Here is a 25,673-nt window from a genome sequence, read left to right as displayed (position 1 = left end):
GGCGCTATATAGGACGGACGCCCCCGATTGGAACGCTTCGTTGCCGCACCGCCAACCCGACCGCCTGTATCTCGACCATGCCGCCACCACGCCGATGACCGCCGCCGCGCGCGCCGCGGTGGCCGGCGGCATGACGCGCTGGGCGAATCCGTCCTCGCCGCATGCGGAGGGCCGCGCGGCGCGTGCGGCGCTGGAGGAGGCGCGGGCGCGGATCGCGGCTGCCCATGGCTGGACCGGCGAGGTGATCCTGACCAGCGGCGCGAGCGAGGCGCTGGCGCTGGCGCTGAACAGGTCGGTCGCCAATCACCTGGTCCATACGACCGTCGAGCATGACGCCGTGCTTCGCGCGGTGGTGGAGAGTTATCACCTTAACGTCGACGCCAACGGACTTCTCGGGCCGGAGAACTTAGATTTTCACCTGCAGCGCGCCGTCCGGCCGGATGCGCTTCTCTGCATTCAATGGGCAAACTCCGAAACAGGCGTGAAGCAGCCGCTTGCCGCGATCGCCGAGGCGGCGCACGCGGCCGGCCACCTCCTCCTCGTCGACGCCGCGCAGATGCCCGCCTGCCTGGCGGACGAGGTAAGCCCTCACGCCGACCTGATCGCGCTGTCGGCACACAAGCATGGCGGTCCGCCCGGCATCGGCGCGCTGCTGGTGCGCGATCTCGCCACGCTCAATCCCACCGGCGGGCAGGAGCGCGGCTATCGCCCCGGCACCGAGAACCTACCCGGCGCGCTCGGCTGGGCGGCGGCGCTGGGGGAGCCGGAGCCGGTCGCGCAATGGGCCGTCCTGCGTGCGCGGCTGGACGACGCGATCACGCGGTCGGGCGGCGAGGTCGTCGCCGCGGCCAGCCCGCGCCACCCCGCGATCGGCAGCTATCGCATGCCCGGGGTTGCCGCGACGACGCAGCTGATCCGCTTCGACCTCGCCGGCATCGCGGTCAGTGCCGGCAGCGCCTGCTCGTCGGGGTCGCTGAAGCCCAGCCACGTCCTTGCCGCGATGGGCTGGAGCGAGGCGGCGAGCCGTGAGGTGATCCGGATCAGCTTCGGCCGCGATACGACCGGCGCCGACGTCGAGCGCGCGATCGCCGCCTGGCGCGACATCGCCCGGGCGACCCGCAAGTTTGCGGCATGATCTACCTGGACTATCAGGCGACGACGCCGCTCGCCCCCGAAGCGCTCGACGCGATGCTGCCCTGGCTCAAGGACCAGCACGCCAACCCGCACAGCGCCCACCGTCCCGGCCGCGCCGCGAAAGCCGCGGTCGAGGTCGCGCGTCAGGAGATTGCGGCGCTTCTCCCGCCGGGCGGTCGCGTTGTGTTCACGAGCGGCGCGACCGAGGCGCTGAACTGGGCGATCAAGGGTACGGCAGCCCCGATCATCACCCTGGCGACCGAGCACGCCGCGGTGCTCGACACGGCGACGGCGGAAGACAGGACGGGGCGTACCATCACCATCCTGCCGGTCGGGCACGACGGGCTGGTCGACCTCGCCACCGCGCGCGCAGCGATCGGCGGCAGCGGCGGCGGGGGCGGGCTGGTGGCGGCAATGCTGGTCAACAACGAGATCGGCGTCATCCAGCCCATCGCCGCGCTCGCCGACCTCGCGCATGCAGCTGGCATGCTGTTCCTGTGCGACGCGGTGCAGGGCTATGGCCGCGCGCCGATCCCGCCCAACGCCGACCTCGTCGCCCTCTCCGCGCACAAGATCCACGGCCCCAAGGGCGTCGGCGCGCTGTGGATCAGGGATGGCGTGAGGCTCGACCCGCTGCTCCACGGCGGCGATCAGGAGGGCGGCCGATCCGGCACGCTGTCGCCGGCGCTGTGCGCGGGCTTCGGCGCGGCGGCGCGCCTGATGCGCGGGCGCGCCGATGCGGACGCGGCGCACGTCGCACGGTTGTGGGCGCTGGCGGTGGAGCGGCTCGACGGCTGGACGATCAACGGATCGACGGCGCATCGGTACCCCGGCAACCTCAACCTCCGCCGCCCCGGCCTCGACGTTGGCCGCCTGATGAGCGACTGCCGCGACATCGCCTTTTCGGCAGGCTCCGCGTGCGCCAGCGGCTCGGGGCGGCCGAGCCATGTGCTCCGCGCGCTCGGCCTCACCGACGCGGCGGCGCGCAGCTCGATCCGACTCGGCTTCGGACGCTACACGACCGAGGCGGACCTGACCGGGGCGCTCGACCGCATCGACGCCGCCGCGCGCGCGCAGCAGGCGATCCCATGAACCTCCGCTTCATCGCCGCAGATGGCGTCGTCGCGCACGCGCAGGGCCATCCCGGCGAACGCCTGCTCGATGCCGCCCAGCGCGCCGGGATGCCGCTGGAGGGAACCTGCGACGGCGACATGGCCTGTGCGACCTGCCACGTCATGATCGACGCCGCCGATTTCGCGCGGCTCCCGCCGGCGAGCGAGGAGGAGGAGCAGCTGCTCGATCTGGCCTATGCCGCGACGCGCACCAGCCGCCTGGCCTGCCAGGTCAGGCTGACCGCGGCGCTCGACGGGCTGACGGCGCGGGTGCCTTGACCTGGAAATCGTCGCGCGTCACGCTGTGATGGATGCGCACGCCATCGTGCCGGTGTGTCAGGGAGAACGACGCATGAAGCTCCTCGCCATGTTCGCTGCGGCGGTGATCGCCCTTACCGGCGTCGCCGTACCCGCCGCCGCGCAGGACAAGGTCATCGCCAAGCGCAGCTATGCGCGAAGCGTCCACCACCGCAGCACTTACCATCGCCGCAGCTATCGCCGCACTCGGGTCGTTCGCGCGCGGCCGCGCACCGCCTGCGCCGTCCGGTATAATTACGGAAAGCCGGTCCGGGTCTGCCGGACGGTATACCGCCGCTATTGAGGCGACCGCCGCGCTGGCTTGAAGCCGCCGCCCGCTTCCGCCATATGCGCGCACGGAAGTCGGGCGGGCGGAGTTGTCGCCAACCTGGTCAGGGCCGGAAGGCAGCAGCCACAACGATTTCGCTTCGGGTCGCCCGGCTTCCACCGCGCAGCGTGCACAGGCCCAGCGCAGCTGCACTCAGGACGCGCCAGCGCGGGCGGCGGGAAGCGCGGCGCGGCTGCATGATGGGCCTCGCCATGCCGCTCAAGCACGAACCACTGTCCTACATCCCGGCCACCTGCCATAATCGTGCCGTGACCCGAATCACCTTCTGTTCCGCGACCTGTGCTTTCGACGACGCCATCGCTGGCCCGCACGACCGCGTTCTGGCGGACAACATGGACAACATCGATCGGACGGTCGCCGCATGACCGGCACTCTGCTCGGCCTCGACGAGCCGCCGCAGCCCCAAAAACCCGCGGCGCAGCCCGGCGCCTACCGCGTCCTCGCGCGCAAGTACCGGCCGCAGACCTTTCGCGAACTGATCGGTCAGGATGCGATGGTCACCACGCTGGGCAATGCGATCAAGCGCGACCGGCTCGCCCACGCCTTTCTCATGACCGGGGTGCGGGGCGTCGGCAAGACCTCGACCGCGCGGCTGATCGCCAAGGCGCTTAACTGCATCGGGCAGGACGGGCAGGGCGGCCCGACGATCGACCCCTGCGGCGTCTGCGAGCATTGCACCGCCATCGCCGAAGGCCGCGACATCGACGTCATCGAGATGGATGCGGCCAGCCACACTGGCGTCGACGACATGCGCGGCGTGATCGACGCGTCGCGAATGACCGCGTTCTCGGCGCGCTACAAGATCTACATCATCGACGAAGTGCACATGCTGTCGAAGAACGCGTTCAACGCGCTTCTGAAGACCTTGGAAGAGCCGGCCGACGGCGTGAAATTCCTGCTTGCAACGACCGAGGTCCACAAGGTCCCGATCACCGTCCTCTCGCGCTGTCAGCGCTTCGACCTGCGCCGCATTCCTGCAGACAAGCTCGCCGGTCATTTTGCGCATGTCTGCGGGGCCGAGAAGGTCGCCGCCGAGCCCGAGGCGCTGGCGCTGATCGCGCGCGCGGCGGAGGGGAGTGCGCGCGACGGGCTGTCGATCCTCGACCAGGCAATCGCGCATGCCGGGCTGGAGGGCGAAGCCGCCCAAGGTTCCGACGATGTGGAGCATCGGTGGAATCGCGACGGAGCGGGCGCGGGGGCCACGGTTACGGCGGCTGCGGTGCGCGAGATGCTGGGCCTGTCCGACCGCGGCGCGGTTCGCGACCTGTTCGCCGGCGTGCTGACCGGCAACGGCCCGGCGGCGCTCGATCTGTTGCGACGGCAATATGACCTCGGCGTCGATCCGCTGTCGGTGCTGCGCGCGCTGCTGGAGACGGTGCACGGCGTTACCCTCGCGAAGATCGGCACGCCCCCCGACCCCGGCCAGGCGGCGGAGGAGCGCGCCGCGCGCGCCGACTGGGCGGCGACGCTGTCGTTCGCGGCGCTCCACCGGCTGTGGCAGCTGCTGCTCAAGGGGCATGAGGAGGTCGCGCGCGCCGCCTTGCCGATCGAGGCGGCGGAGATGGCGCTGCTGCGCGCGATCCACGCCTCGACGCTGCCCGATCCGGGCGAGCTGGCGAAGCAACTGCTCGCGGGCACCTTGCCTCAGGGGGGGCACTCTCCGCAGACGAGTGTCCCCGAAACTGCGCCGCCCGCCCCCGCCGCAACCGCGAAATCGACCGACGCGAGCCTCTACTTTCCCTCTACTTTCGCGGCGCTGATCGACGCCATCGACGCCGCCGGGTCGCTCGGCCTCGCGATCAAGCTGAAGGCGGCGGCCAGCGTTGTCCGCTACGCCCCGCCCGAGCTCGTGCTGAGCGGCAGCCGGCCGATGTCGGCGGACACGATGGCCGACCTCACCGCCGCGCTGAAGGCGCTGAGCGGCCGCCCCTGGCGGGTGTCCTTCGCCGACCAGCCGGGCGAGCCGACACTGGCCGACCGTGACCGCGCCGCCGACGCCGCGGCGAAACAGGCGATCCTCGAAACCCCCATCGTCGCCGCCGCGTTCGGCGCTTTCCCGGATGCCGAGCTTTTGCCGGCCGATCAACGGAGTGCTTGAAGAATGGACGACAATCAGTTGCAGCGCATTATGGAGATGGCGCAGAACGTACAGAACGAGCTGCAAAGCGCGCAGGCCAATCTCGACCGCGTCGAGGTGGAGGGTGTCGCGGGCGGCGGGCTGGTCAAGATAAAGGCGAGTGCGAAGGGCCGTGTCATCGGCATCGCGATCGACGATTCGCTGATGCAGGTTGATGACAAGCAGATGCTGGAGGATCTCCTCGCCGCTGCCTTCAACGACGCCCGCGCCAAAGCCGATGCGGTGTCGAACGAGGAGATGGGCAAGATGACCAGCGGCCTGCAACTGCCGCCGGGGTTCAAATTGCCGTTCTAGGCGGACGCGGCATCAGCCGAGCCTCGACGACGGAGCTTCACCGCGACGCCACCGCTCGTTCTCATCGCAGGCAAGCATCCAACCCGCTTCGCCGCACCACCCCCGTATAGCGGGCCAGCCGGTCGCCATGCCGCCGGACGAAGCCATGCGGCGCGATCGCCGCGCGCTTTTTCGGGAGCGGCAGCACCGCCGCGATCCGGCCCGCCTCGACCGGCGTCAGGTGCGACGCGTCATGCCCGAAATAGCGTTGCGCCCCGGCGTTTGCGCCATAGGTGCCGATCCCCGTCTCCGCGACGTTGAGGTACACCTCCATGATCCGCTTCTTCCCCCACAGCGCCTCGATCAGCACCGTGAAATACGCCTCCAGCCCCTTGCGGAGGTAACCGCCGCCCTGGAACAGGAAGGTGTTCTTCGCGGTCTGCTGGCTGATCGTCGAGCCGCCGCGCAGGTGTCCGCCGCGGGCATTGTGCACCGCCGCCCCCGCGATCCCGCGCCAGTCGAACCCGTGATGGTCGCAGAAGCGCGCATCCTCCCCCGCGATCGCGGCGCGCGCCATGTCCGGGTCCATCCGGTCGAGGCTCATCCACTCCCGCCGCGCGCCGTTCCCCGCCGCCATGTCGCCAAGTTGGGTAAAGGTCACCGGCGGCGGCACGAACCGGTACAGCGCGACCCACAGCACGGATAGCAGCACAAAGCCGGCCAGCGCCTTGACGAACCATCCCGTCAGACGCCGCGACCACGGCGGACGCCTCGGGAGTGCGGACGGCGTTCCATCAACAGGTCGTTGCGCTCCGTCCTGCCAGAATTGCACCGGTTTCTCCGCCATCGGAAGGACGCTAGGCAGCCGCATCTGTGGCTGTCCAGCCCCCGCCGCCCGGCCTCAGTATTGCTTCCGCCGCCGCCAGTCCCGTCTCATAGGCACCGTGGCAGGTCGAGAAGTCGCTCCGGTGGCACGCCTCTCCCGCAAAGAACATCCGGTCGTCGACCGCCTCGGCCAGCACCTGCCGCTGCCCGGCCCGGCCTATCCGGGCATGGCTGTAACTGCCGCCGATCCACGGCTCGTGCCGCCAGCGCGTGACCATCAGCGGCGTCAGCCGCGCCCGCCATTCGCTGCCCAGCAGCGCCACGAGTTCGTCGACCGCGAAGGCGGCGGGGTCGTCCTTCTCCAGCGTCTCGGCGCAGGCGCCGCCGAAGAACGCCTCGACGATCGGCCAGCCGAACGGCGACAGGCGATAGCTCGCCGTCATCGACGAGCACGGCTTGCCAAGCAGATGCGCGTGCGCGGGCCAGGGCAGGGGGCCGTCGGCGCGCAGGAACACCTTGTCCGCCAGCCCCAGCGGCAGGTCCGCCGCCGCCTCCTGCTTGGCGGGCAGCGGCGGGTCGAAGGCCAGCGCGCCGCTCGCCAGCACCGTCGTCGGTACGGCTACGATCACCCGCGCCGCTTCGATTGTCCCCGCCGCCGTCTCCAGCCGCAGCGACCGTCCGCGATGATCGACCCGCGTCACCGGTGTCGACAGCCGCACCGGCAGTCCCGCGGCATGCGCGGCGACCAGCGTGCCGTAACCTTCGACCACAGACCAATTGTCCTCGGTCGCGGCGCCTTCATATGCCGCCCAGTCGTGCAGCGACACCGCGTCGAGCGGCGCGCCGTTGGCATAGCCGGAGATCGCGTCGAGCTGCGGCCGCCACGGGTCATCGGCGGCGACGAATGCCGACAGCGGCTGGTCGGGGCCGTTGAGCGCCGCACGCGCCGCGCTGTCCCACCGGTCCCAGGCGCGGCCGAACGCCGCCTGCTCGGCCGCCGGAAAGCCGAGGTCGCGCCACTGCTCGTCCCAATGCGGCGAGCTGCGATCGACGATGAAACCCTTGCGCCCGGCGATCGCGGCCCACGGATTGCGCCTCGCCGAATGAAGCCAGCCGCAGCCGCGATCGACAGTGTGGCCGGTCGCCAACGTCACGCTGTGCGCGCGGCCGCCGAGGCGATCGGACGCTTCGAGCAGGAGGACATCACGCCCGGCGTCGTGAAGGCGGCGGGCGGCGGCGATGCCGGCCGCGCCAGCGCCGATGACGGCGGTGAGGTCGGTCATGCCAAGGCAGCCGGGCGAAGCCCGTCCGGGACGTCAGACGAGCTTGGCTGCCGTACCGCCGACTCGCCGGCCGGGCGCGCCGGTGCCTTTGGCACCGTTACGCGGCTGCCAGCAGCCGCTTCTCTCCGGCGAGCCGCATCATCGCCTTTTGCAGCTTCTCGAACGCCCGTACCTCGATCTGCCGCACCCGTTCGCGCGAGACGCCATAGACCTGGCTCAACTCCTCCAGTGTCTTGGGATCATCCGTCAGCCGCCGCTCGGTCAGGATGTGCTTCTCGCGGTCGGACAGATCGCCCATTGCGTCGACCAGCATGCCGTGGCGAACCTCTGCCTCCTGTGTCTCGGCGACGACCTGATCCTGCAGGGGACCGTGGTCCTCCAGCCAGTCCTGCCACTGCGCGTCGCCGTCCTCGCCGACCTGAACGTTGAGGCTCGTGTCGCCGCCCATCGCCATCCGGCGGTTCATCGAGACGACCTCGTCTTCCTGCACCCCCAGGTCGGTCGCAATCTTGCGGACGTTTTCGGGGCTGAGGTCGCCATCCTCGAACGCGTCGAGTTTCGACTTCATCCGGCGGAGGTTGAAGAACAGCTTCTTCTGCGCCGCGGTGGTGCCCATCTTCACCAGGCTCCACGACCGCAGTATATACTCCTGGATCGACGCCCTGATCCACCACATCGCATAGGTGGCGAGGCGGAAACCGCGGTCCGGCTCGAACTTCTTCACGCCCTGCATCAGCCCGATATTGCCCTCCGAGATCAGCTCGGCGGTCGGCAGGCCATAGCCGCGATAGCCCATCGCGATCTTCGCCACGAGGCGCAGGTGCGACGTCACCAGCTGCGCCGCCGCCTCCGGATCGCCATGTTCCTGGAAGCGCTTGGCGAGCATATATTCCTGCTCGGGCTGAAGCAGCGGAAACTTGCGGATTTCGGACAGGTAGCGATTGAGCCCCGCTTCGCTGCCGAGCGCAGGGATCGTGGCCGGGAGGTTGCTGCTCTTTGCCACTGCCAAAACTCCTTGATCCCTTATCCGCTTCCCGCACTGCAGCGAAACGGCCATGTAGCTATACCGAGAGCGCGCTGAACAGTTCCTGCATGTCCGACGGCATCGTGCTGTCGAACACCTGGGTTACTCCCGTGATCGGGTGCCTGAACCCCAGCCGCGCCGCATGCAAGGCCTGACGCCTGAATCCGAGCCGGTCCGCGATCGGATGCCGACCGCCATAGACCGGATCGCCGACCAGTGGATGCCCCAGCGACGCCATGTGCACCCGCACCTGATGCGTCCTCCCCGTCTCCAAACGGCACTCGACCAGCGCCGCGCCCGTCAGCGGCTCCAGCAGCCGCCAGTGCGTCACCGCCCGCTTGCCTCCCGATACGACCGCGACCTTCTTGCGGTTACTCGGGTTGCGCGCGAGCGGGGCGTCGACCACGCCCGATCCGCCCTTCGGTGTGCCGCGGGTGATCGCCAGATAGCGCCGCTCGATCGAGTGATCGGCGAACTGCTTTGCCAGCCCCTCATGCGCGCGGTCGGTCTTCGCCGCGATCATCAGCCCTGACGTGTCCTTGTCGATCCGATGCACGATTCCCGGCCGCGCCACCCCGCCGATGCCGCTGAGCGACCCGCCGCAATGGTGCAGCAGCGCGTTGACCAGCGTCCCGTCCAGATTGCCCGCGGCGGGATGCACCACCAGCCCGGCGGGCTTGTCGACCACGATCAGATGCTCGTCCTCGAACGCGACGACCAGCGGAATGTCCTGCGCCGCGTTGTGCGCCGGCGTGGGGGCGGGGATCGCCACCGCGAACAGCTCGCCTGCCGCCGCGCGCTTGGCGGGATCGCGCACCGTCGCGCCGTCGCGGGTCACCTGCCCGGCGTTGATCAGCACCTTGAGCCGTTCGCGCGACAAGGTCGGCGCCGCGTCCGCTAGCGCCCGGTCCAGCCGCCACCCGTCCGCTGCGGATGAGATCGTCGCTTGAAGAACTATGACCCCCCGGTCCATTGCGGGCCAATATGGGAAGCGCGGTCGAGTTCGTGAAGGGCGTGCTGGACGAAATCCTCGCGGCGGCTGCGGCTTCGCCCGGGGCAGAAATCTGCGGGCTGCTGCTCGGCACGCCCGGTCACGTGATGCAGGCGAGATCTTGCCGCAACGTCGCCACCGAACCGGCCGCCGCCTTTGAAATCGATCCGACCGCGTTGATCGCCGCCCACCGTGCCGCCCGCAGCGGCGGTCCGGCGATCGCCGGCTGTTACCATTCGCACCCGGGCGGGCTGCCCCAGCCGTCGTTGCACGATGCGCGCGAGGCGGAGCCGAACGGCTGGCTGTGGCTGATCGTCGGGCCCGGCAACGCGCGGCTGTTCCGGGCGGTGCAGCATGGCGCGATGCTCGGTCGCTTCGACCCACTGATCATTCTTCCGCGCACGATTATGCCGTAGCTGCGCGACGGACGCAGCTTGCACCTGCGACTCCCCTTCGCCACAACGCGCCCATGCCCGTCACCCCCGTCGATTTCGCCAGCCTGCTCTGCTCGCGCCTGTGCCACGACCTCCTCTCCCCCGTCGGCGCGCTCAACAACGGGCTGGAGTTGCTCGCCGACGAGACCGATCCGGCGATGCGGCAGCGCTGCCTTGATCTGCTCAACGAAAGCGCCCGGACGTCCGCCAACAAGCTGAAGTTCTTCCGCCTTGCTTTTGGCGCTGCGGGCGGGTTCGGCGAGCAGATCGACGCGCGCGAGTGCCGCGGCGCCATCGAGGGGCTGTTGTCAGGCGGGCGCAAGGTCGAGCTCGGTTGGCTCGTTGAGGCGGAGGCACTGCCCAAGCCCGCCGCCAAGGTGCTGCTCAACCTCGCCATGATCGCAGGCGACGCGCTGGTTCGCGGCGGCAAGTTGGACATCGGCGGGGAAGAGAATGGCGGCACGGTCGAGATCGTTGTCCGCGCCGAGGGGCCACGCGTCATCCTCGACCCCGACATCCGCCGGACGCTGACCGAGGGCGAGGGCAGCGAAGGCGTCACCCCGCGCGTCGCCGCCGCCTTCCTGGTGCATACGCTGGCGGGCGGGGTGCAGGTGTCGGAGCCCGGCGAGAATGTGCTGCTGTTCGGCGCGGCGTTGGGCGCCTGACTCACCAACGCAGCCGGCTGGATACGGGGCGCCTGTGGATCATCTAACCGGGCCTTAACCCTCTGCGCGCCATAGCTGCGACGCAATGGACGAACTCCTCGCAGACTTCATCGCCGAGACCCGGGAGACGCTGGAGGCGATCGCGGGTGAGATCGTCGCGTGGGAAGCTGCCCCGTCCGACCGCGCGCGGCTCGACGCGATCTTCCGCTTCGTCCACACCGTGAAGGGCTCGTGCGGCTTCCTCGATTTGCCGCGGCTCGCGCGTCTCAGTCATGCGGCCGAGGACGTGCTCGCCGCCGTCCGGGAGGGCGCGCGTATCCCCGACACCGCCCTCGTCAATGCCGTGCTCGCCATCGTCGACCGCATCGGCGAGCTGGTGGAGGCGATCGACGCGGGTGCCGCGCTAGACGACGCGGGCGAGGATCAGCTGATTGCCGCGCTGGAACCCGACGCCGCCCCCGCTCATGCGCCGGTCATCATCGGGGGTCAGCCGCGCGTCGCCAGCCGCACCATCCGGCTGGGGGTCGATCTGCTCGACCGGATGATGAGCGGCATGTCCGACATGGTGCTCGCGCGCAACGAACTGGCGCGCTGCATGCGGGTCGCCGAACTCGACCCGCGCACGGAATCGGCGCTGGAGCGATTGAGCCTTACCGTCGCCGACATGCGCGATGCGGTGACGCGCACGCGCATGCAGAGGGTCGAAGCGCTATTTGCAGCGCTCCCGCGCATTGTGCGGGACACCGCCGCCGAGCTGGACAAGGCCGTCGCGCTGATCGTCGAAGGCGCCGATGTCGAGCTTGACCGCGAAATGATCGAACTGATGCGTGATCCGCTGGTCCACATCATCCGCAACGCCATCGATCACGGCATCGAGCCGGCGGCCGATCGTCGCGCTGCGGGCAAGCGTGCGGCGGGCCAGATCACCGTTTCCGCGCGTCAGTCGGGCAATCAGATCGTCATCGAGATCGCCGACGACGGCCGCGGCATCGACGTCGCACGGGTCGTGGCCAAGGCGGTGGCGTCCGGGCTGCATACTCAGGCCGAGATCGCTGCGATGAGCGAAGCTCAGCGTTCGGAGCTTGTCTTTGCGCCCGGTCTGTCGAGCCGCGACGCGGTCACCGCCACGTCCGGCCGCGGGGTCGGCATGGATGTGGTACATGCCAATATCGAGCAGATCGGCGGCCGCGTCGAACTGCGTAACCGGCCGGGGCAGGGGCTGGCGCTCGCCGTCCATGTGCCGCTGACGCTGTCCATCATCTCGACCGTCATCGTCGAGGCGGGGGGGCAGCACTTCGCGCTGCCGCGGCAGTCGGTCGAGGAGATCGTCACCGAACAGGGCGGCGCTGTCCGCCTCGACCAGCTCGGCGATGCCGCGGTCGCGACCGTCCGCGGCCGCCGCCTGCCGCTGCTCGATCTCGGCGGGCTGATAGGCATCGGGGCGAAAGGCGCGCACACGCTGGCGATCGTCTCGACCCGCGACGGCGACTATGCGCTGGCGGTCGACGCGGTGCTCGACATCGAGGAGTTGGTGGTGAAGCCCGCCGCACCGGCGGTGATGGCCACCGGCTTCTATGCCGGGCAGACGCTGCCCGACAGCGGCCGCCCAATGCTGCTGCTCGACGCCGCCGGGCTCGCCGCGGCGGCGGGGCTCAGCTTCGACAAGGCTGTCGCGCGGGGCGAAGTCGAGGCCGTTGCGGCCGCCACCGGCCAAGCCGCCCTATTGTTCCAGGATCTCGACGGCCAGCGCCGCCTGATCGCGCTCGCCGCGCTCGATCGGGTCGAGACCGTGTCAACCGATGCCATCCGCGTCACCGGGGGACGCTCCCGCCTGGCGCTTGCCGAGCGCACCGTCCCGCTTCACGCCGCGGCGCCGCTGACCGGCCGCAGCGACGTCGCCGTGCTGCGGCTGAGCGATGGGATGAGCGAGGTCGCCTATGCCATCGCCGAGCCGATCGAGATCGTCGCGCTGCCCGCCGAGCTGGCGCCTGCCGACGACGTGCTGATCGCGGGCGTCGCGGTCATCGCGGGCGAGCCGATCGAGCTGGTCGACGCGCTGGCGTTGTTTGCCGACGCCGGACGCATCGTCGCCGAGCGCCCTTTGTGCCTGCTGGACGGCGACGATACGGGCTGGATGGAGACCTTCCTCAAGCCAACGCTCGAAGGCGCGGGCTATCGCTGCGCGACCAGACTTTTGCCCGACGAGGCTGCCGCGGTGACGCTGGTCATGAGCGACACGGACTTCTCACCCACCACGCGGGGGGTGATCCGGCTGCGGCGCGAACTCGCGGGTAAGCAGGGCAGCATCTACCGCTACGACCGGGCGGGGGTCATCGCCGCCATCACCGGTTGCCTCGCGGCCGGGGATTGATCGGATGGAGCTGTTCCTCGTTGCTCACGTCGCCGGACGTGCAGTCGCCGTACCCGCCGAACAGGTCGAATCGGTGGTCGATCTTGGCGAGTTCGTGCCCGTTCCCGGCGCGCAGGCGTCAGTCCGCGGCCTCGCTGCGCTGCGCAGCCGCGTCGTCACGGTCATCGACACCGGCCTCGCACTGGGCCTCGCCGCTACCCCCGACGGGACCCGCCGCGCGATCATCACCCGATTGGACGGACATCACTACGCGGTGCTGGTCGATGCACTGGAAGACGTCGCCGCCTTCGAACGCCAGCCGCTGGCCGGGCTGACGCTGCGCCACGGCTGGGCCGCCGCGGGCATCGGACTGATTGAGCGCGAAGGCGAGCCCGTACTCGTGATCGACCTGCCCTGCCTGCTGCCCGCCATCACGCTCGCCGCTTAACGCCGCGCAAACCCTTGGCCGCTAGACCTGGTGCAGCTCTTCAAACGAAAGTCGCATACCCCATGAAGACCTGTCTCGTCGTCGATGACTCCAAGGTGATCCGCAAGGTCGCGCGCCACATCCTGGAGACGCTCGATTATCGCGTCAGTGAAGCGGTCGACGGGCGCGACGCGCTCGATCAATGTCTAGCGAGTGCCCCCGACGTCATCCTGCTCGACTGGAACATGCCGGTGATGAGCGGAATGGACTTCCTGCGCGCGCTGCGCGAGTCGAGTATCCCGTCGCGGCCCAAGGTGGTGTTCTGCACGACCGAGAACGGCATGGCCTATATCCGTGCTGCGATCGAGGCGGGTGCTGACGAATATGTGATGAAGCCGTTCGATCGGGAAACGCTCGAGTCCAAGCTTCAGATCGTCGGCGCCTGACCGCGCGATCCGGCCGGTGTCCGCCGCAGCCCTGAAGCTCGTCGCCCCCGAAGCAGCGCGCGTCCTGATTGTCGAAGATTCGGCGGTGGCACGGGCGGTGATTGCGCAGGCGGTCGATGGCAGTAACCGCTACCTGGTCGTGGGCGCGGTCGCGTCGGTTGCCGCCGCGCTGGCCTTTCTGGCGAAGAACACCGTCGAGTTCATCCTGCTCGACATCAATTTGCCCGGCGTTGATGGGATCACCGCGCTGCCCGACCTGCTCACCGCCGGCGGCGCGGCGCGTATCCTCATCGTATCGTCTGCCGCTGCCGATGGCGCCGCGCAGACGGTGCAGGCGCTGGCGCTCGGCGCTGCCGACACGCTGGCCAAACCCGCCGCCTCCAGCCTGGCGAGCCGATTCGGCGCCGCGCTCATCGACAAGCTTGACCGTCTGGGCGAACCCGCCGCGGCCTGCATGCCGTCGCCGCCCCCCGCAGCGCAGATGCTCGCCGGTCCCTGCGACGTGGTTGCGATCGGCGCGTCGACCGGCGGCATTCACGCGCTCAGCCGCCTGTTGCGCGAACTGCCCTCCGGCTTCCGCACGCCCGTGCTGGTGTGTCAGCACCTGCCCGCGACCTTCATGCCCTATTTTGCGGCGCAGCTGGCGCTGATCGCGGGGCGGCCGTGCGAGGTCGCAAGCGATCACCTCCGCATCCGGCCCGGTCGCCTGATCGTGGCGCCCGGCGACGCGCACCTTACCGTCGCCCGGCTCAGCGACGGCGGCGCGTGCGTCCGCTTGTCGCGCGTGCCGTCGGTCACCGGCTGCATGCCCTCGGTGGATGTGATGCTGGCGGGCATCGCCGCCGTCTACGGCGCCCGCGCTACCGCCGCGGTGCTCAGCGGGATGGGCCGCGACGGCGCCGAAGGCGCGCGTACGCTCGCCGAAGCGGGCGGCACGGTGCTGGTGCAGGACGAGGCGAGCTCGGTGATCTGGGGCATGCCCGGCGCGGTCGCCGCTCAGGGCATCGCCCTTGCCGCGCTGACGCCGGAGGCGATCGGCCGCTCCCTGGCGGGACCGCGGCGCGCATGACGGGTCCCCCGCCGCTCTCGCCCGCTGCCGTCAGCGTGCTCACCGCGCTGCTCGAAGCTCGTACGGGCCAGCAGCTCGCCTCCTACCGCTCATGGCGGCTCGACACCGCACTCAAGCCGCTGCTCAAGGCGCGCGACCTGCCGACACTGGATGCTCTGGTAAGCCTGCTGCTTGACGGCGCCGATCCGCAGCTCGGCGACCACGTCGTCGACGCGCTGGTCAACAGCGAAACGAGCTTCTTTCGCGATGCGCCCGTGTTCGACCTGATCGCCGAAGCCGTCCGGCTTGCCGAGACGAAGGGCCGCCGCGCGCGTATCTGGTGCGCGGGCTGCGCGACCGGACAGGAACCGCTGTCGCTGGCGATGATCTTCGCCGAACGTGCCAGGCTGTCGGGGACGGAGATGCCCGACATCCTCGCCACCGACGTGTCGGACACCGCACTGACCCAAGCGCGGGCGGGGCGCTACACGCAATTCGAGGCGCAGCGCGGGCTGCCCGTTCGCCGTCTGATGCAATGGTTCGACGGTGCACTCGACGGCGACTGGATCGCGAAGCCCGAGCTGGTCCGTCACGTCCAGTATCGGCGCGGCAACCTGGTCGCCGACGCGGCCCCGGCGGGCCGGTTCGACGTGGTGCTGTGCCGCAATGTCATGCTGTATCTGTCGCCGCGCGCCAAACCGGTGGTGTTCGACCGGCTCGCAAACGCGCTGTACCCTGACGGGATGCTGGTCATGGGGGCGGGGGAGACGGTCATCGGCCAGACCCGGCTGTTCGCGCCCAGCCGCACGCTGCGCGGACTCTACGCCCGCACCGTCGCGCAGGACTCGACGCTCGCCGCCTAGACAAGTGGGCCGGCAGGCGGCACGGCGAACGTGATGAACACGCTCGCCTCGCCCAATTTCGACGAGCGCGCGCTGCCGATCACGATGATCGTGCTGCATTATACCGGCATGCCGACCGCGGCCGAAGCGATCGCGCGGCTATGCGATCCGGCGGCGAAGGTCTCCAGCCATTATCTGGTCGACGAGGACGGCACGGTGCATGCGCTGGTGCCCGATGAAAAGCGCGCCTGGCACGCGGGCAAGGCCCACTGGCGCGGCGTCACCGACATCAATTCCGCCAGTATCGGCATCGAGGTCGTCAATCCCGGCCATGACGGCGGCTATCGCTCGTACCCGCCCGATCAGGTCGGGGCGATCGTCCGCCTCGTTCACCGGCTGAAGGACGAGCACCAGATCACGCGCGGCAACATCGTCGGCCATTCGGACGTCGCGCCGACCCGCAAGCGCGATCCGGGCGAGCTGTTCCCCTGGTTTGAACTCGCGCGCCGCCGCCTTGCACTGCCGCGGCCCACGAAGAACCTGATGGACCCTGGCTGGACCGAGGCGGGGTTCCTCCTGGCGCTGGAGCGCTTCGGCTACGATGTCGTCGAGCCGATGGCCGCGATCATGGCGTTTCAACGCCGCTTCCGCCCCGAACTGATCGACGGTGAGGTCGACGCGGAGTGCCGGATGATCCTTCTGGCCCTGCTCTTGCCTAAGCCTCAGGGCGACGAGTAGAGCCGCGTCGCCAGAAGGTCGGGCGGCCGCGTTTCCGTGCTCATGCACGGAGCCGAGGAAAGTCCGGGCTCCACGGAACAACGGTGGCGGGTAACGCCCGCCGGGGGCGACCCCAGGGACAGTGCCACAGAGAGCAGACCGCGGACCGCTTCGGCGGTGCAAGGGTGAAAGGGTGCGGCAAGAGCGCACCGCGCTGCCGGTGACGGTGGCGGCACGGCAAACCCCACCGGGAGCAAGACCGAATAGGGGCTTCGCATGAGCGCGTTCCCGCTCGAAGCCCGGGTTGGTTGCTTGAGCCGCGCAGCGATGCACGGCCTAGAGGAATGGTCGCCGATCCCCGCAAGGGGTGAACAGAACCCGGCTTACAGACCCTCTGGCCTTACATCCCTCTCCCGCTCGCGGGAGAGGGACAGCCGCCAAGCGCGGCGGGGTGGGGGTTCGGCGCGACTGACAAGCCGTCCTCCCTGATATCCGGCAAAGAGTGACAGCGCGAAGCCGCCCTTCTAAGGCCACCCCATGCCCCGCAGTTCCCGCACCAACGACTGGGGCTTCCCCCGCTGGCGCGGCTACGGCTCATCGCGGGAGGCGACGCAGGTTCGGGTGTGCGACCGCCATAATTGTGACCGGCCCGGCGACTGCCCGGCGCCCAAATCGCCCAACAACCCTGATCGCTGGTATTTCTGCACCGACCACGCGGCGGAATATAATCGCGGCTGGGATTATTTCGCCGGGCTTTCCGCCGAGGAAGCCGCCGCCCGCGAACAGGCCGATCGCGCGACGCAGGACGGCTATGCCAACGCCAAGCATTACGCTTGGGGCGGCCCCGGTGATGGCACCCGCTCGCGCGACGAGATGCGTGCGCTTGATGTCTTGGGGTTGGAGAGTGACGCGACCACCGAGGACGCACGGGCCGCGTGGCGCAGGCTCGCCAAGGAAAACCACCCGGACGTGCGGCCGGGCGACGAGGAGGCGGCCGGACGCTTTCAGAAAATCCAGGCGGCATGGGAAGTCCTGCGCGCCGCCGAGGAGGCGAGAGCCGCCTGACCTTTCCCGCAGGGGTGGAGGATCAGGCGGTCATCCGCGCCGCCGTCTCGCGGATCAGTGCGATCATGTTCGGCAGGCCCTGCGTCCGGTTGCTCGACAGCGCCCGTTGCAGGTCGAACGGCGCTAGCTGCGCGGTCACGTCGGTCCCCACTATGTCGTCCGGCATACGGTCCTGCACCGCGACGAGTACCAGCGCGACCAGCCCCTTGGTGATCGCAGCGTTACTGTCGGCAAGGAAATGCAGCCGCCCGTCCGGCACCCGCGTCGGGTAGATCCACACCGACGCCGAACACCCCCTGACCAGCGTCGCCTCGGTCTTCAACGCCGCCGGCATCGGCTCCAGCTGACGCCCCAGATCGATCAGCAAGCGATACCGGTCGTCGGGATCAAGGAACGCGTATTCGTCGGCAATGTCGGCAAGACGGGGCATGGAGCGCTGCGTAAGCGCATCTCTTCGGCGCAGCAACGCTCGCCGGATCAGCGCTTGTCCATCTCTGGCGAGGCAGCGCCAATGGCGACGGAGGGTGACGCCTTTCCTCCAAGCGGTCGTCGCGGTGAAGCCGCGCCGTGACGTCGGCGCTCGGCTGTGCCGAGCCGGCGCAAGTCTTGCGCCAGCGTGGCGCAAGCCGCGCCGCGCTACAGCTCCACCCCTGCCGCGATCGCCTCCAACTTCCTGATCCGCTCGCGCAGGTCGGCCAGTTCGATCCGCGTTCCCGCACCGCCGATTGCGCCGCCTACCGCCGTACCGGCCATGGTGCGGAGCTGCTCCAGCTCGGTTCGCTTGAGCTGCAGCCAGCCGCGCCAGCCCGCCAGCCCTGCGCTCGTCACCATCGCCAGCCCGCCGAGCGCCGCGGTCGACAGGGTCAGCATGGGGTCGGTCATGTCCCTTCTCCCTCAGCGGTCGCGCAGCCGCTCGATCTCGTCGTCGAGCCGGGCGCGGCCATGATCGTCGGTGGCGAGGCGTTCCAGCACCTGGACCCGCTCGCGCAGCAGCCGCACCTCGTCGCGCGCATCGGCCAGCGCCGCGACGTCGCCTGGCGGCGCCGCGTGCTGACCACGGCGGAGGAAGGTGACGATCACCCCCGTCACGCAGCCGATCAGCACCATCAGCACCACGGCATCCCAGAAGAACATCGGTCGGCTCCTGTCTTGCTAGTTGAGCGGCGGCTGGTCGCGCAGCTGCTCGATCTGGGCGGCGACATCGACGCCGCGATCGGTCGCGATCCGCTCCAGGACGCGCACCCGCTGCTCCAGCCGCTCGGTATGGGCGGCATATTGCGCCGCTTTCTCGGCGGTGTGCTCGGCCTGCAGCTCCAGCTGGCGCTGCTTCAGCTTGATCAGCGGCTGTACCACCACGCCGCCGATGATCGCGATCACCGGAATGGAAAGGGCGAGGATCGGGATGATGGTGTCGTTCACGCTCTCCTCCTCAGCGCAATGCGTTGATTTCGCGCGCGGTGCGCTCGGCGGGATCGGTCACGATCCGTTCGAGGACCGCGATCCGGTCCTCCAGCCGCCCGACCTGGCCGTGCAGCCGCTCGTTCTCAGTCGTCAGCAGCGCCACCTTGCGCGCGTCCTCCAGCGGTTCGGCGGCGGCAGCGTCGCGGCGGGCGCGGCGGCTCTTCCACTGTTCCGGCTCATAGCCGTGGCGCGCACGGACCCAGTTGTTGAAGGCCCAGGAAATCGGCCCGATCGTAAAGATCGCGATCGGTACGAGGATACCCCAGTCGTGCATCGTGCTTGTCCCTTTGGCGGGGCGGCGTCGTGACGCCGCCCACGATAACTCCCTTGCCCGCCTGCACGGGCGCTCGGCACACGCTCAGCGCAGGCTATCGATTTCCGACGCCAGCTGCGTGTTGCGGCTGGTGTAGAGCGTCTCGACATCGGCCATCCGCCGGTCGATGTCGCGCAGCTTGGAGCGGACCTCGGCGGCCGAGCGCTTTGGGTTGGAACGCACGCCCTGCCAGAACTCGGCATCCCCCGTGTCGTGATACAGTCCCTGCGGCTTGTCCTCCGCAATCCAGGCGATCACGAAATAGGCAGCGATGATCCACCATTGCTGAGCCAGGAGCGTGAGCGCCGCGGCGCCCAGCCGGATCCAGAGCACGTCGATGCCCGTATAGTCGGCGATCCCGGCGCACACGCCCTTGTACTTGGCGTTCTGGCGGTCGAGATAGAATTTGGTACGGCGCGAAGCCATGGCTTAGTTCCTTGTCTCGAAGCTGTAGGGGGAGGGGCGGCCTTCCATCGCACGACCCCAGGTCTGACGGTCCGTTGCGACAGGGGCGTCGGGGGCGGCAAGGCCCGGTTTCCAGTCGGGATGATCGGCAGCGGCGATCCGCTCAACGGTCTGCAGCCTTTCTTCCAGCCGCCGGGCGAGGTTGAACATCTCGTCCAGCAGATGCTCGTCCTCCTGGGTGATCTTGGGCGCCTGCTTCCATTTGGTGACATAGTGCATCACCAACCAAGGCAACCCGATGAAAAGGATACTGCACGAGATCAGCAGCCCGAACACATCGCCGAGGTGCATCGCTCAGCCCTCCGTCTTCGGTGCGGCGAGCCGCGCTTTCAGCGCCGCCAGCTCGGCATCGACGCGATCGGACTGCCGCAGCTCGGCAATCTCCTCGTCCAGCGTCTTGACCGGGCCCAGCCCCATCGCTTCCGCGCGGCCTTCCGCCTCGTCGACCCGGCGCTCCAGCACGTCGAAGCGGCTGAAGGCATCCTGCGTCTTGGGGCCGGCATACAGGTCGCGGAGGCGATAGCGGTTGTTCGCCGACTCCAGCCGCGTCTGCACGTTCGCCTGGCGCGCGCGCGCCTCGGTCAGCTTCTTCTGGAGCTTGGCAATGTCCTCCTCGTTGGCGCGCAGCGCGTCATCGAGCACGGACACTTCCGCGCTCAGCTGGTCGGCCATGTCCGCCGCCTTCTGCCGCTCGCCCAGCGCCGCTTTCGCCAGGTCCTCGCGGTCCTTGCTCAGCGCCAGCTCAGCCTTTTCGGTCCAGCTCGCCTGCAACTGCTGGAGCTTGCCGATGTGGCGGCGCATCTCCTTCTGGTCGGCGATGGTGCGGGCGGCCGACGCGCGGACCTCGACCAGCGTGTCCTCCATCTCCGCGATGATCATCCGGATCATCTTGGCGGGGTCTTCCGCCTTTTCGAGCAGGTCCGCCATGTTGGCCGCAACGATATCGCGGGTGCGGGAAAAGATGCCCATGGTCCAACTGCTCCCTAGAAAGCTCGACTGACCTGCCGGTCGGTCCGGGGACGCCGCCGCCGGCAGGCGGAGGGGGCGGCGTTCTATCGGCTCCATTATCACGCGCGCGCTGCAGCGACCACGGGGGCCGCGCCGGCATGCGCCGTCGCCGGGCCGACCGCGCCAACGACGCAGGCGGTGCTGACGAGCAGGGTGGCGACGATGGCAACAACTTGGCGGCCGATGGTCTGGATGGTCATTTCGTGTCTCCTCTTGAACCTGATGGCGCCGATAACCGGCGATGTGGAAGTCTTTGCAGATCCTGTGCCAATTGCGGTTTGCAACCAATAACAACAGCTTAGCGCGAAATCGAGCGACGGGGCGACGCCGCTCCTTGCCAACCCTCGGCCAAATGCGCCAACATCCGGCAGATGCCCGAGCGCACTACCCAATTTGTCGGCCAGTCGGGTACATTCCTCGACGCTCTCGAACGCGCCAGCAGGGCCGCCGCGCTCGATCGGCCGGTGCTGGTGATCGGCGAACGCGGCACCGGCAAGGAGCTCGTCGCCGAGCGCCTCCATCGCCTCAGCCCGCGCTGGGAGCACCCGCTGGTGGTGATGAACTGCGCCGCGCTGCCGGAGACGCTGATCGAGGCCGAGCTGTTCGGGCATGAGGCGGGCGCTTTCACGGGTGCGACCAAGGCGCGGGCAGGGCGGTTCGAAGAGGCCGATGGCGGCACGCTGTTCCTCGACGAACTCGGCACGCTCAGCATGGCCGCACAGGACCGGCTGCTCCGCGCGGTCGAATATGGCGAGGTCACCCGCATCGGCGCGTCGCGCCCGCTGCGCGTCGACGTCCGCATCGTCGCCGCGACCAACGAGCATCTCCCCGACCGCGTCGCTGCGCACAGCTTTCGCGCCGACCTGCTCGACCGGCTCAGTTTCGAGGTCGTCACGCTGCCGCCGCTCCGCGCCCGCAGCGGCGATATCGAGGTGCTGGCCGAGCATTTCGGGCGCCGCATGGCCGCCGAGATCGGCCGGCGCCGCTGGGCTGGGTTCAGCCCTGCCGCCGCCGAGCTGCTGCGCACCCACAGCTGGCCCGGCAATGTCCGCGAGCTCCGCAACGTTGTCGAGCGCGCGGTCTACCGCTGGGAGGAGGACGGCCCGGTCGACCAGATCGAGCTGGACCCCTTCGCCTCTCCACATCGCCCGCGCAGCGCCGCTCTGACACCGCCGCCCGCCTCCGACCCGACTCCGGAGCCAGAGCAGCGTGAGCTCGACCCGGCCGACTTCAAGACCAGCGTCGCCGCCTTTGAACGCCGTCTCCTTACCCGTGCACTCGCCGAAAACCGCTACAACCAGCGCACCGCCGCGCAGGCGCTGGGCCTGTCCTATGACCAGTTCCGCCACGCCCTGCGCCGCCACGACCTGATCGGAACGCCGTGATCGTTCTGGTTGCGTAACGCCGGGGGAGCGTTCACGGCGTCGGGGCGTTGTCCCGCACGACACTCAGGAGGCACCCATGGCGTTCGAACTCCCCCCGCTGCCCTATGACTATGATGCGCTGGAGCCGGTCATTTCCAAGGAGACGATGACCTTCCACCACGACAAGCACCACAAGGCGTATACCGACAAGCTCAACGAGGGCGTCGCCGCCAACGCGGCGCTGGCCGGCAAATCGATCGAGGACATCCTCGGCATGATCTCCCAGCAGCCGCCGCTCGTCCGCAACAATGGCGGCGGCTATTGGAACCACGACTTCTTCTGGAAGATCATGGGGCCGAAGGGATCGACCCAACCGTCGGGCGCGCTGGCAGAAGCGATCGACGCCTATGGCGGCCTCGACAAGCTGAAGGAGGACTTCAACGCCAAGGGCGTGGGCCAGTTCGGTTCAGGCTGGGCGTGGGTCATCAAGGACGCGTCCGGCGCGCTCAAGGTGACCGCGACGCCGAACCAGGACAATCCGCTGATGGACGACGCCAAGGAACCGGGCATCCCGATCCTGGGCAACGACGTGTGGGAACACGCCTATTACCTGACCTACAAGAACGACCGCCCCGGCTACCTCAAGGCATGGTGGGACATCGTGAACTGGGACGAGGCGGGCAGGCGGTTCGGGGGCTGACCTATTCGGGCGGTAGCTGCTCAGCCGCCGCCCCATCTTCGTCTATGGCCAAGCCATTGCGCATCAGCATAGGCACATTGGCGAGGGCGAAGGCGATCGTCACCACCGTGCAGCCGGGGAACTTGAAGAACACCCACGCGTCAAAGCTCAACGCCGCGCGTGCGATCTCATTGGCGACTGCCAGAAGTGCAAAGAACGCCGTCCAGTTGACGGTCAGCTTTCGCCATCCCGTTGCGGTAAGACCGGGATACGCCACGCCGAGTAGACCTTCCAGCAATGGGCGTCCCGTCACTAATCCGAAGCCAAGTACCGCGGCCAGGATTACGTAGACGAACGTTGGCTTCATCTGGATGAACTTCTGGTCGGCGAAATACCAGGTCAATCCGCCAAACACCAATACCAGTGTCGCTGAAAGATAGAGCATAGGCGAAACATGGCGAAGCTTGATCCGGGACACAGCCACTGCAATCAGCGTCGCAACTACGAAGGAGGCGGTAGCGACCATCACGCGCGCAAGTAAAAGAGCCTTTACGGCATCTTCTGCGTCCAGCTTGCGTGAAAAGATTGCGACGATCGATCTGCATACCGTGCCCGGCGCCAGGAAGCTGACGAGGAAAAACACGAGTAGCGGCCCATAGTCGATCGCGAGCCGCAGCCCGGGGGAAGGGGCCCGTACCGGCCTCACGTCACCCGCTCCACGCCCGCGATGATCCGGCTCACCTCGCGCGCGTCGAAGGGGCGCAGGTCGCCGATCCCCTCGCCGACGCCGATTGCATGGATCGGCAGCCCGAACCGCTCCGCCGCCGCGACCAGCACGCCGCCGCGCGCCGTACCGTCCAGCTTGGTCATCACCAGCCCGGTCACCCCCGCCAGATCGCGGAATACCTCGATCTGGTTGAGCGCGTTCTGCCCCGTCGTTGCGTCGAGCACGAGCACGACGTCGTGCGGCGCGGCAGGGTTTAGCCGCCCCAGCACCCGCCTGATCTTCGCCAGCTCGTCCATCAACTCGCGCTTGTTCTGGAGCCGCCCCGCGGTGTCGACGATCAGCACGTCGGCGCCGATCGCAGTCGCCTGTTTGACCGCCTCATAGACGATCCCCGCCGCATCGGCCCCTTCCTTCCCCGCGACCAGCGGCACGCCGGCCCGATCGGCCCAGGTCTGCAGCTGCCCGATCGCGGCGGCGCGGAAGGTGTCGCCCGCGGCCAGCATCACCTGGTAATCCTGCTCGGCGAACAGGTGCGCCAGCTTGGCGATGGTCGTCGTCTTGCCCGAACCGTTGACCCCGATCACCAGGATCACCTGCGGCCGCGGAAAGGCGTCGATCGCCAGCGGCCTTGCCACCGGCGTCAGCGCCCTCTCCACCTCCTCGGCGACGACGAGCCGGATGCCCAGCTCCTCCATGTTGCGCTCGACGCTGACATCCGTCAGCCGCGCGCGGATGCGGCCGGCGATCGCCGGGCCGAGGTCGGACGCGATCAGCGCCTCCTCGATCTCGTCGAGCTGCGCGTCGGTCAGCCGTCCCAGGCCGAGCCCCGCCAGATTACCGACCAGCCGGTCCGACGTCCGCCGGAACCCGCCGACCAGCTTCTCGTGCCAGGAGCGCCTGTCGGTCATGCCGTATCGCCGATCAGATGGGTAACGGTCGCCGCGGTGACTGCCACCACGACGACGCTGCCCGGCTGGGAGGGCGGCACGCGCACCTCCGCAAAGCCGGGCGCATGGCCCCGATCTCCCGACCGCTCGACCAGCACCGCCTGCCGCGAGCCGACCAGCGACCGCAGCCACGCCGCCTTCCGCGCCGCGGCACGCTCGCGGAGCATCGCCGCCCGCGCGCGCCGGACCTCCTGCGACACCTGCGGCATTCGCGCCGCGGGCGTGCCGTCACGTGGCGAGAAGGGGAAGATGTGTGCATGCACAACGTCGCAGTCGTCTAGCAGCGCCAGCGTGTCGGCGAACATCGCCTCGCTTTCCGTCGGAAAGCCGGCGATCAGATCCGCCCCGATCGCCACGTCGCGCTTCGCCTTCAGCCGCGCGACCAGCGCCACAGCCTCGGCGCGGGCATGTCGCCGCTTCATCCGCTTGAGGATCATGTCGCTACCCGCCTGCAGCGACAGGTGAACGTGCGGCATCATCCGAGCCTCGCCCGTCAGCAGCTCGACCAGCACGGGATCGATCTCCACCGCATCGATTGACGACAGCCGGAGCCGCTGAAGCCCGCGCACGTCGAGCAACCGCGCGCACAGCGTGCCGAGCGACGGTGCATCCGGCAGGTCGCCGCCATAGCTGGTCAGGTCCACCCCGGTCAGCACCACTTCGCGAAATCCCGCCGCGACCAGCGCCTCAACCCGCGCGATCGTCTCGGCGACCCGTGCCGACCGGCTGATCCCGCGCCCCTGCGGAATGATGCAGAAGGTGCAGGCGTGATCGCACCCGTTCTGCACGGGCAAGAACGCCCGCGCATGACGCACAGGCCTCCGCCTCTCCCCTCCGGGAGAGGGGCTTGAACATGCTTCCCAGCTTGCCGGGGTCATCTTGGCCGCGTTCGACACGACGCGATCGACTTCAGGCATCGCCTCGAACCCTGACGGATCGATCGTCGCCGCGCAGCCCGTCACCACCAGCTCTGCGCCCGGCCGCGCACGGCGCGCACGCCGGATCGCGGCGCGGGTCTGCTTCACCGCTTCGCGTGTCACCGCGCAGCTGTTGACCACCACCGTGTCCCGCCCGCTCAGCCACGCGCGAATGGTCTCGCTCTCGGCCAGGTTGAGGCGGCAGCCGAGCGTTACGACCTCCGAGGTTGGGGCTAGCATGGCGCGCGACTTAGGGGCGGCCAGGGTCCAAGTCCACGCGCCCGGTTGCGTTTACTACCTTCTGCAGCTACATGCAGTGTCTGTTCGGCCCGCCGAACGTGACGAGAAAGCGTTGCCCGGTCGGCGGGTGGCG

General features: G+C 69.0%; 34 protein-coding genes and 2 other RNA genes. 20 read left to right on the top strand and 16 right to left on the bottom strand.

Features of this window, described 5'->3' with window-relative positions; translation table 11 throughout:
- The first annotated feature begins 94 nt into the window (after nucleotides 1-94).
- The 8 genes from ACP2AD_RS11315 to ACP2AD_RS11280 all read left to right on the top strand — a co-directional run bounded on the left by ACP2AD_RS11315 (nucleotide 95) and on the right by ACP2AD_RS11280 (nucleotide 5,323).
- Nucleotides 95-1,135, top strand: coding sequence for a cysteine desulfurase family protein (locus tag ACP2AD_RS11315; RefSeq protein ID WP_425231160.1), 1,041 nt, complete (start codon nucleotides 95-97; stop codon nucleotides 1,133-1,135).
- Complete coding sequence (locus ACP2AD_RS11310) at nucleotides 1,132-2,226, top strand: cysteine desulfurase family protein (RefSeq protein WP_425230152.1); 1,095 nt, start codon at nucleotides 1,132-1,134, stop codon at nucleotides 2,224-2,226. Before ACP2AD_RS11315 ends, ACP2AD_RS11310 begins: the two co-directional genes overlap by 4 nt.
- The gene (locus tag ACP2AD_RS11305; protein WP_425230151.1) at nucleotides 2,223-2,525 is read left to right on the top strand and encodes a 2Fe-2S iron-sulfur cluster-binding protein; all 303 of its coding nucleotides are present in this window, start codon (nucleotides 2,223-2,225) and stop codon (nucleotides 2,523-2,525) included. Before ACP2AD_RS11310 ends, ACP2AD_RS11305 begins: the two co-directional genes overlap by 4 nt.
- Nucleotides 2,526-2,598: 73 nt before the next feature.
- Complete coding sequence (locus tag ACP2AD_RS11300; protein WP_425230150.1) at nucleotides 2,599-2,847, top strand: hypothetical protein; 249 nt, start codon at nucleotides 2,599-2,601, stop codon at nucleotides 2,845-2,847.
- 52 nt (nucleotides 2,848-2,899) lie between these two features.
- Nucleotides 2,900-2,994, top strand: an RNA gene (gene ffs / locus ACP2AD_RS11295) — signal recognition particle sRNA small type.
- 74 nt (nucleotides 2,995-3,068) lie between these two features.
- Nucleotides 3,069-3,257: a hypothetical protein gene (locus ACP2AD_RS11290; RefSeq protein ID WP_425230149.1), complete on the top strand. Its 189-nt coding sequence runs from the start codon at nucleotides 3,069-3,071 to the stop codon at nucleotides 3,255-3,257.
- Entirely contained in the window at nucleotides 3,254-4,990 is a 1,737-nt protein-coding gene (locus ACP2AD_RS11285; protein ID WP_425230148.1) for a DNA polymerase III subunit gamma/tau, read from the top strand. The genes ACP2AD_RS11290 and ACP2AD_RS11285 overlap by 4 nt, the downstream gene beginning before the upstream one ends.
- 3 nt (nucleotides 4,991-4,993) lie before the next feature.
- A complete protein-coding gene (locus tag ACP2AD_RS11280) occupies nucleotides 4,994-5,323 on the top strand; it encodes a YbaB/EbfC family nucleoid-associated protein (RefSeq protein ID WP_425230147.1) in 330 nt (109 codons plus the stop codon).
- 61 nt (nucleotides 5,324-5,384) lie between these two features.
- Here the strand turns inward: ACP2AD_RS11280 and mtgA are convergent, their stop codons facing one another.
- From mtgA to ACP2AD_RS11260, 4 genes are all read right to left on the bottom strand, one after another.
- Nucleotides 5,385-6,149, bottom strand: coding sequence for a monofunctional biosynthetic peptidoglycan transglycosylase (gene mtgA / locus ACP2AD_RS11275; RefSeq protein ID WP_425230146.1), 765 nt, complete (start codon nucleotides 6,147-6,149; stop codon nucleotides 5,385-5,387).
- A gap of 10 nt (nucleotides 6,150-6,159) precedes the next feature.
- A complete protein-coding gene (locus ACP2AD_RS11270) occupies nucleotides 6,160-7,410 on the bottom strand; it encodes a flavin monoamine oxidase family protein (protein WP_425230145.1) in 1,251 nt (416 codons plus the stop codon).
- A gap of 97 nt (nucleotides 7,411-7,507) precedes the next feature.
- On the bottom strand, nucleotides 7,508-8,413 hold the full coding sequence (rpoH, locus tag ACP2AD_RS11265; protein WP_425230144.1) for an RNA polymerase sigma factor RpoH: 906 nt from the start codon (nucleotides 8,411-8,413) through the stop codon (nucleotides 7,508-7,510).
- A gap of 58 nt (nucleotides 8,414-8,471) precedes the next feature.
- Nucleotides 8,472-9,407, bottom strand: a complete 936-nt coding sequence (locus ACP2AD_RS11260; RefSeq protein ID WP_425230143.1) for an RluA family pseudouridine synthase — start codon at nucleotides 9,405-9,407, stop codon at nucleotides 8,472-8,474.
- Between the two features lie 11 nt (nucleotides 9,408-9,418).
- Between ACP2AD_RS11260 and ACP2AD_RS11255 the strand changes: the two genes are divergently transcribed.
- The 10 genes from ACP2AD_RS11255 to ACP2AD_RS11210 all read left to right on the top strand — a co-directional run bounded on the left by ACP2AD_RS11255 (nucleotide 9,419) and on the right by ACP2AD_RS11210 (nucleotide 17,419).
- The gene (locus ACP2AD_RS11255; RefSeq protein ID WP_425230142.1) at nucleotides 9,419-9,841 is read left to right on the top strand and encodes a M67 family metallopeptidase; all 423 of its coding nucleotides are present in this window, start codon (nucleotides 9,419-9,421) and stop codon (nucleotides 9,839-9,841) included.
- 53 nt (nucleotides 9,842-9,894) lie between these two features.
- Nucleotides 9,895-10,524: a histidine phosphotransferase family protein gene (locus ACP2AD_RS11250; RefSeq protein ID WP_425230141.1), complete on the top strand. Its 630-nt coding sequence runs from the start codon at nucleotides 9,895-9,897 to the stop codon at nucleotides 10,522-10,524.
- An 85-nt stretch (nucleotides 10,525-10,609) separates the two neighbouring features.
- The gene (locus ACP2AD_RS11245; RefSeq protein ID WP_425230140.1) at nucleotides 10,610-12,895 is read left to right on the top strand and encodes a chemotaxis protein CheA; all 2,286 of its coding nucleotides are present in this window, start codon (nucleotides 10,610-10,612) and stop codon (nucleotides 12,893-12,895) included.
- 4 nt (nucleotides 12,896-12,899) lie between these two features.
- Nucleotides 12,900-13,322 carry a chemotaxis protein CheW gene (locus tag ACP2AD_RS11240; RefSeq protein ID WP_425230139.1) on the top strand — a complete coding sequence of 141 codons (423 nt, stop codon included), beginning with the start codon at nucleotides 12,900-12,902 and terminating at the stop codon, nucleotides 13,320-13,322.
- Nucleotides 13,323-13,384: 62 nt separating this feature from the next.
- Nucleotides 13,385-13,747, top strand: a complete 363-nt coding sequence (locus tag ACP2AD_RS11235; protein WP_425230138.1) for a response regulator — start codon at nucleotides 13,385-13,387, stop codon at nucleotides 13,745-13,747.
- Nucleotides 13,748-13,763: 16 nt separating this feature from the next.
- Entirely contained in the window at nucleotides 13,764-14,816 is a 1,053-nt protein-coding gene (locus ACP2AD_RS11230) for a chemotaxis protein CheB (RefSeq protein ID WP_425230137.1), read from the top strand.
- Nucleotides 14,813-15,658: a CheR family methyltransferase gene (locus ACP2AD_RS11225; RefSeq protein WP_425230136.1), complete on the top strand. Its 846-nt coding sequence runs from the start codon at nucleotides 14,813-14,815 to the stop codon at nucleotides 15,656-15,658. Before ACP2AD_RS11230 ends, ACP2AD_RS11225 begins: the two co-directional genes overlap by 4 nt.
- A 33-nt stretch (nucleotides 15,659-15,691) precedes the next feature.
- Entirely contained in the window at nucleotides 15,692-16,375 is a 684-nt protein-coding gene (locus ACP2AD_RS11220; protein ID WP_425230135.1) for an N-acetylmuramoyl-L-alanine amidase, read from the top strand.
- A gap of 10 nt (nucleotides 16,376-16,385) precedes the next feature.
- Nucleotides 16,386-16,756: RNase P RNA component class A (rnpB, locus tag ACP2AD_RS11215), an RNA gene on the top strand.
- 135 nt (nucleotides 16,757-16,891) lie between these two features.
- Nucleotides 16,892-17,419: a J domain-containing protein gene (locus tag ACP2AD_RS11210; RefSeq protein WP_425230134.1), complete on the top strand. Its 528-nt coding sequence runs from the start codon at nucleotides 16,892-16,894 to the stop codon at nucleotides 17,417-17,419.
- A gap of 22 nt (nucleotides 17,420-17,441) precedes the next feature.
- Here the strand turns inward: ACP2AD_RS11210 and ACP2AD_RS11205 are convergent, their stop codons facing one another.
- From ACP2AD_RS11205 to ACP2AD_RS11165, 9 genes are all read right to left on the bottom strand, one after another.
- Nucleotides 17,442-17,849: a SufE family protein gene (locus ACP2AD_RS11205; protein WP_425230133.1), complete on the bottom strand. Its 408-nt coding sequence runs from the start codon at nucleotides 17,847-17,849 to the stop codon at nucleotides 17,442-17,444.
- A gap of 206 nt (nucleotides 17,850-18,055) precedes the next feature.
- Nucleotides 18,056-18,301: a hypothetical protein gene (locus tag ACP2AD_RS11200; RefSeq protein WP_425230132.1), complete on the bottom strand. Its 246-nt coding sequence runs from the start codon at nucleotides 18,299-18,301 to the stop codon at nucleotides 18,056-18,058.
- A gap of 12 nt (nucleotides 18,302-18,313) precedes the next feature.
- On the bottom strand, nucleotides 18,314-18,553 hold the full coding sequence (locus ACP2AD_RS11195; RefSeq protein WP_425230131.1) for a hypothetical protein: 240 nt from the start codon (nucleotides 18,551-18,553) through the stop codon (nucleotides 18,314-18,316).
- 18 nt (nucleotides 18,554-18,571) lie between these two features.
- Nucleotides 18,572-18,838: a hypothetical protein gene (locus ACP2AD_RS11190; RefSeq protein WP_425230130.1), complete on the bottom strand. Its 267-nt coding sequence runs from the start codon at nucleotides 18,836-18,838 to the stop codon at nucleotides 18,572-18,574.
- A gap of 10 nt (nucleotides 18,839-18,848) precedes the next feature.
- The gene (locus ACP2AD_RS11185) at nucleotides 18,849-19,154 is read right to left on the bottom strand and encodes a hypothetical protein (protein WP_425230129.1); all 306 of its coding nucleotides are present in this window, start codon (nucleotides 19,152-19,154) and stop codon (nucleotides 18,849-18,851) included.
- 84 nt (nucleotides 19,155-19,238) lie between these two features.
- Complete coding sequence (gene pspC, locus ACP2AD_RS11180; RefSeq protein ID WP_425230128.1) at nucleotides 19,239-19,619, bottom strand: envelope stress response membrane protein PspC; 381 nt, start codon at nucleotides 19,617-19,619, stop codon at nucleotides 19,239-19,241.
- A 3-nt stretch (nucleotides 19,620-19,622) separates the two neighbouring features.
- Nucleotides 19,623-19,949 (bottom strand): envelope stress response membrane protein PspB, encoded by a 327-nt coding sequence (gene pspB / locus ACP2AD_RS11175; protein ID WP_425230127.1) that lies wholly within the window; start codon nucleotides 19,947-19,949, stop codon nucleotides 19,623-19,625.
- Nucleotides 19,950-19,952: 3 nt separating this feature from the next.
- A complete protein-coding gene (gene pspA / locus ACP2AD_RS11170) occupies nucleotides 19,953-20,627 on the bottom strand; it encodes a phage shock protein PspA (protein ID WP_425230126.1) in 675 nt (224 codons plus the stop codon).
- A gap of 98 nt (nucleotides 20,628-20,725) precedes the next feature.
- Entirely contained in the window at nucleotides 20,726-20,866 is a 141-nt protein-coding gene (locus ACP2AD_RS11165; RefSeq protein ID WP_425230125.1) for a hypothetical protein, read from the bottom strand.
- A 171-nt stretch (nucleotides 20,867-21,037) separates the two neighbouring features.
- On the opposite strand from ACP2AD_RS11165, the gene pspF reads away from it, so the two are divergent.
- Nucleotides 21,038-22,051 carry a phage shock protein operon transcriptional activator gene (gene pspF / locus ACP2AD_RS11160; RefSeq protein ID WP_425230124.1) on the top strand — a complete coding sequence of 338 codons (1,014 nt, stop codon included), beginning with the start codon at nucleotides 21,038-21,040 and terminating at the stop codon, nucleotides 22,049-22,051.
- A 76-nt stretch (nucleotides 22,052-22,127) separates the two neighbouring features.
- On the top strand, nucleotides 22,128-22,730 hold the full coding sequence (locus ACP2AD_RS11155) for a superoxide dismutase (protein WP_425230123.1): 603 nt from the start codon (nucleotides 22,128-22,130) through the stop codon (nucleotides 22,728-22,730).
- Nucleotide 22,731: 1 nt separating this feature from the next.
- Here ACP2AD_RS11155 and ACP2AD_RS11150 read toward each other — a convergent pair whose 3' ends face one another.
- From ACP2AD_RS11150 to mtaB, 3 genes are read right to left on the bottom strand one after another with little or no spacing between them, the layout of a single operon-like run.
- Nucleotides 22,732-23,415 carry an inner membrane-spanning protein YciB gene (locus ACP2AD_RS11150; protein WP_425230122.1) on the bottom strand — a complete coding sequence of 228 codons (684 nt, stop codon included), beginning with the start codon at nucleotides 23,413-23,415 and terminating at the stop codon, nucleotides 22,732-22,734.
- Nucleotides 23,412-24,344, bottom strand: a complete 933-nt coding sequence (gene ftsY, locus ACP2AD_RS11145) for a signal recognition particle-docking protein FtsY (RefSeq protein WP_425230121.1) — start codon at nucleotides 24,342-24,344, stop codon at nucleotides 23,412-23,414. Before ftsY ends, ACP2AD_RS11150 begins: the two co-directional genes overlap by 4 nt.
- Nucleotides 24,341-25,540, bottom strand: coding sequence for a tRNA (N(6)-L-threonylcarbamoyladenosine(37)-C(2))-methylthiotransferase MtaB (gene mtaB / locus ACP2AD_RS11140; protein ID WP_425230120.1), 1,200 nt, complete (start codon nucleotides 25,538-25,540; stop codon nucleotides 24,341-24,343). The genes ftsY and mtaB overlap by 4 nt, the downstream gene beginning before the upstream one ends.
- Between the last annotated feature and the right edge of the window lie 133 nt (nucleotides 25,541-25,673).

This window comes from Sphingomonas sp., from assembly GCF_965248875.1.
Taxonomy (GTDB): domain Bacteria; phylum Pseudomonadota; class Alphaproteobacteria; order Sphingomonadales; family Sphingomonadaceae; genus Sphingomonas.
The sequence above is the reverse complement of the archived record's forward strand: the minus strand, read 5'-3'. Positions and strand labels throughout refer to the sequence as shown.